The organism is Microbacterium sp., assembly GCF_052099035.1.
In the GTDB taxonomy this organism is placed as follows: Bacteria; Actinomycetota; Actinomycetes; order Actinomycetales; family Microbacteriaceae; genus Microbacterium.
This window is the reverse complement of record NZ_JBQDSX010000129.1, coordinates 1-4,229: the sequence shown is the minus strand read 5'-3', so window position 1 is coordinate 4,229 and position 4,229 is coordinate 1. Positions and strand designations below refer to the sequence as shown.

The window sequence follows — 4,229 nt, the reverse complement described above, 5'->3', positions numbered from 1 at the left end:
CGGAGGCGTGGGCTTCGACCAGTCGCACCAGGAGTGGATCCAGTCGAGCTTCTTCTGGATGATCGACGACACGATGTCGCCCTTGCCGTGGTCGCCCCAGCCGAAGGTCGTCTGGACCTGCGTGGCCGCCGCCCCGCTCGCCGGAGCGGCCTGGGCCGCCCCCGCCGCGCCGAGCGATCCGATCGCCAGTACCGCGCCGACGCCCGCGGCAACCGCGGTCCGTCGGATGACGTGTGAGTTCTGAGACATGTGTCTCCCCCTTGTGTGTACGCCGGCTCTGCCGGCTGGACGCACCGCAGCCGTCTGGATGCGGCGGTCGCTCCCCCGATGCGCGACATCGCGCTGACGTCCCCCGTTCGGGGGTGGCGACGGCGACAGCATATGCCCTCCCACCGGCACGGTCCGCGGACTTATCCACGGTCACCGGAGGACGTCCGGCGGTGGCCCCACCGTGCGCCGACCGCCCCGTAGGCTCGTGGTTCGTGACCCCAGGCCCGTCCCCCTCCCTACGCCGCGGCCGTTCCCCCCGGCAGACGCTGCTCGTCGCGGCCGGCGTCCTGTGCCTGGCCGCGATCGCCGCCATCTGCCTGTGGCCGCAGCACGTGGACGCCGAACTCCGCGCCCCGCTCGGTGGATGGCTCGACTCCGCGCACCGGAACGGGCTGCCCTCCTGGATCGGCTACGCCACGGTCGAGTCGCTCGCCAACGTCGCGCTGTACCTCCCCGCGGCCGCCATCGCGGGCGCGCTCGTCCCACCCCGGTTCGTGCCCGCCGTGCCCGTCGCCGCGCTGCTGCTCTCTGTCGGAGTCGAGCTGACCCAGGATCTGCTCCTCCCCGGGCGCACCGGGGATCCGCGCGACGTGCTCGCGAACACCGCGGGCGCGGCCATCGGTGCCGCGATGCTGCTGCTCATTCGTCGGCGACGACGTCGACGGGCGGGCACCGCCCCCGCCACGGAAAAAACACCCGGCCCCGGAGCGTGAGCTCCGGGGCCGGGTGAAACCAGCAGTAAGGCTACTTACTTGTTGATCTTGGTGACGGTACCGGCACCGACGGTGCGGCCACCCTCACGGATCGCGAAGCCGAGGCCCTCCTCCATGGCGATCGGCTGGATCAGCTGAACGCTCATGTCGGTGGTGTCGCCGGGCATGACCATCTCGGTGCCCTCGGGCAGCGTGATGACGCCGGTGACGTCGGTGGTGCGGAAGTAGAACTGCGGGCGGTAGTTCGTGTAGAAGGGGTTGTGACGTCCACCCTCGTCCTTGGACAGGATGTACGCGGTGCCCTCGAACTCGGTGTGCGGCGTAACCGAACCCGGCTTCACGACGACCTGACCGCGCTCCACGTCCTCGCGCTTGGTGCCGCGGAGCAGCAGACCACAGTTCTCGCCGGCCCATGCCTCGTCGAGCTGCTTGTGGAACATCTCGATACCCGTGACCGTGGTCTTCTGGGTGTCGCGGATGCCGACGATCTCGACCTCGGAGTTGATCGCGAGGGTGCCGCGCTCGGCGCGACCCGTAACGACCGTGCCACGACCGGTGATCGTGAAGACGTCCTCAACGGGCATCAGGAAGGGCTTGTCGCGGTCGCGGACGGGCTCCGGGATCGACTCGTCGACGGCCTCCATGAGCTCGACGATGCGCTGCGTCCACTTCTCGTCGCCCTGGAGCGCCTGGTAGCCGGACACCTGCACGACGGGAGCGTTGTCACCGTCGAAGCCCTGCGACGACAGCAGCTCGCGAACCTCGAGCTCGACGAGCTCCAGGATCTCCTCGTCGTCGACCATGTCGGACTTGTTCAGCGCGACGAGCAGGTACGGCACGCCGACCTGCTTGGCGAGCAGAACGTGCTCACGGGTCTGAGCCATCGGGCCGTCGGTAGCGGCAACCACGAGGATCGCGCCGTCCATCTGAGCAGCACCGGTGATCATGTTCTTGACGTAGTCGGCGTGGCCGGGAGCGTCAACGTGAGCGTAGTGACGCTTCGGCGTCTCGTACTCGATGTGCGAGATGTTGATCGTGATACCACGCTGGCGCTCTTCCGGCGCCGAGTCGATCGTGGCGAAGTCACGCTGAACGTTGGTGTCCGACGGGTACTTGTCGGCGAGCACCTTGGAAATGGCTGCGGACAGCGTCGTCTTGCCGTGGTCAACGTGACCGATGGTTCCGATGTTGACGTGCGGCTTGGTCCGCTCGAACTTGGCCTTGGCCACTGGGTCCTCCTCAGGACGTTCGTGTAGAGATTGCCGGGCACTGGATTGTGACCGGTTCGCTACGGGGTTTGATTCTCAGTTTAGTAGAGAGAGCTTTGTGAAGTTGTATGTTGTCCGGGATGCCGCGCCGAGACGCAGCATCCCGGGCGAAGGGCTTACTCGCCCTTGGTCTTCTGGACGATCTCATCCGCCACGGCCCGGGGGACCTCAGCGTAGGAGTCGAACTCCATCGAGTACACAGCGCGACCCGAAGTCTTCGAGCGCAGGTCACCGATGTAGCCGAACATCTCGGACAGCGGCACCGAAGCACGAACGATCTTGATGCCGGTGGAGTCTTCCATCGACTGGATCTGGCCACGACGCGAGTTCAGGTCGCCGATGACGTCGCCCATGTACTCCTCGGGCGTACGAACCTCGACAGCCATGAGCGGCTCGAGAAGTACCGGGTTGGCGCGACGCAGAGCTTCCTTCATACCGATCGAGCCCGCGATCTTGAACGCCATCTCCGAGGAGTCGACGTCGTGGGCTGCACCATCGACGATGGTCGCCTTGACGCCGACGATCGGGAAGCCGGCGAGAACACCGACGTTCATGGCGTCCTGGAAACCAGCATCAATCGATCCGATGTACTCACGCGGGATGCGACCACCGGTGACGGAGTTCACGAACTCGTAAGTCTTCTCGGCGTCCAGATCGAGAGGCTCGATGTTGAACTGGATCTTTGCGAACTGACCCGATCCACCCGTCTGCTTCTTGTGGGTGTAGTCGTACTTCTCGACGGCCTTCTTGATCGTCTCGCGGTACGCCACCTGGGGCTTGCCGACGTTGGCCTCGACGTTGAACTCGCGCTTCATGCGATCCACGAGGATGTCGAGGTGCAGCTCGCCCATGCCCTTGATGGTCGTCTGACCGGTCTCGGGGTTGAGCTCGGTGCGGAAGGTCGGGTCCTCTTCAGCGAGCTTCTGGATGGCGACACCCAGCTTCTCCTGGTCGGCCTTGGTCTTCGGCTCGATGGCGACCTCGATGACGGGCTCGGGGAACGTCATCGACTCGAGGACGACCGGAGCTGCCGGGTCGGTGAGGGTGTCACCGGTGGTGGTGTCCTTGAGGCCGATGACCGCGTAGATGTTGCCCGCGGTGACCGAGGGAACCGGGTTCTCCTTGTTGGCGTGCATCTGGAAGATCTTCCCGATGCGCTCCTTCTTGCCCTTGGTCGAGTTGACGACCGCGGAGCCGGAGTCGAGGTGACCCGAGTAGACGCGAATGTAGGTGAGGCGACCGAAGAACGGGTGCACAGCAACCTTGAACGCGAGAGCTGCGAACGGGTCGTTCGAGTCGGGGTGGCGCTCGACGATCGTGTCGTAGTCCTTCGGGTCGTGCGCCTGAATGGCACCGACGTCGAGGGGGTTCGGCAAGTAGTCGACAACGGCATCCAGCATGGGCTGAACGCCACGGTTCTTGAATGCCGAGCCGCAGAGCACCGGGTAGATCTCGGATGCGACGACCATCTTGCGGATGGCGCCCTTGATCTCGGCGACCGTGAGTTCTTCGCCACCGAAGAACTTCTCGAGCAGAGCGTCGTCGGTCTCGGCGACGGTCTCCAGAAGCAGCTGACGGTACTCGGCAGCCTTCTCCTTGAGGTTCTCCGGGATCTCCTGGACCTCGTACGAGGCACCCATGGTCACGTCGCCCTTGGAGTCGCCCTCCCAGACGAGTGCGCGCATTTCGACGAGGTCGACGACCCCGACGAAGTCGCTCTCTGCACCGATGGGGAGCTGGATGACGAGCGGCTTGGCACCGAGACGGTTGATGATCGTGTCGACGGTGTAGTAGAAGTCCGCACCGAGCTTGTCCATCTTGTTGACGAAGCAGATGCGCGGAACGTTGTACTTGTCAGCCTGACGCCAGACGGTCTCGGACTGGGGCTCGACGCCCTCCTTGCCGTCGAACACGGCAACAGCGCCATCGAGCACGCGCAGCGAGCGCTCCACCTCGACGGTGAAGTCGACGTGGCCGG

At 65.3% G+C, this 4,229-nt stretch carries 4 protein-coding genes; 1 reads left to right on the top strand and 3 read right to left on the bottom strand.

The genetic code is table 11. The annotated features are described in order from the left end of the window. A partial coding sequence (locus ACTIAO_RS17220) for a hypothetical protein (RefSeq protein ID WP_441907299.1) occupies positions 1-249 on the bottom strand: 249 nt, incomplete at its 3' end. A 233-nt stretch (positions 250-482) separates the two neighbouring features. On the opposite strand from ACTIAO_RS17220, the gene ACTIAO_RS17215 reads away from it, so the two are divergent. Beyond that, on the top strand, positions 483-983 hold the full coding sequence (locus ACTIAO_RS17215) for a VanZ family protein (protein ID WP_121657525.1): 501 nt from the start codon (positions 483-485) through the stop codon (positions 981-983). Between the two features lie 35 nt (positions 984-1,018). Here ACTIAO_RS17215 and tuf read toward each other — a convergent pair whose 3' ends face one another. Both tuf and fusA read right to left on the bottom strand, forming a co-directional pair. Beyond that, positions 1,019-2,212, bottom strand: coding sequence for an elongation factor Tu (tuf, locus tag ACTIAO_RS17210; RefSeq protein ID WP_441907298.1), 1,194 nt, complete (start codon positions 2,210-2,212; stop codon positions 1,019-1,021). A gap of 155 nt (positions 2,213-2,367) precedes the next feature. Then, positions 2,368-4,229, bottom strand: a 1,862-nt coding sequence (fusA, locus tag ACTIAO_RS17205) for an elongation factor G (protein ID WP_441907297.1), incomplete at its 5' end; no start/stop codon positions are given.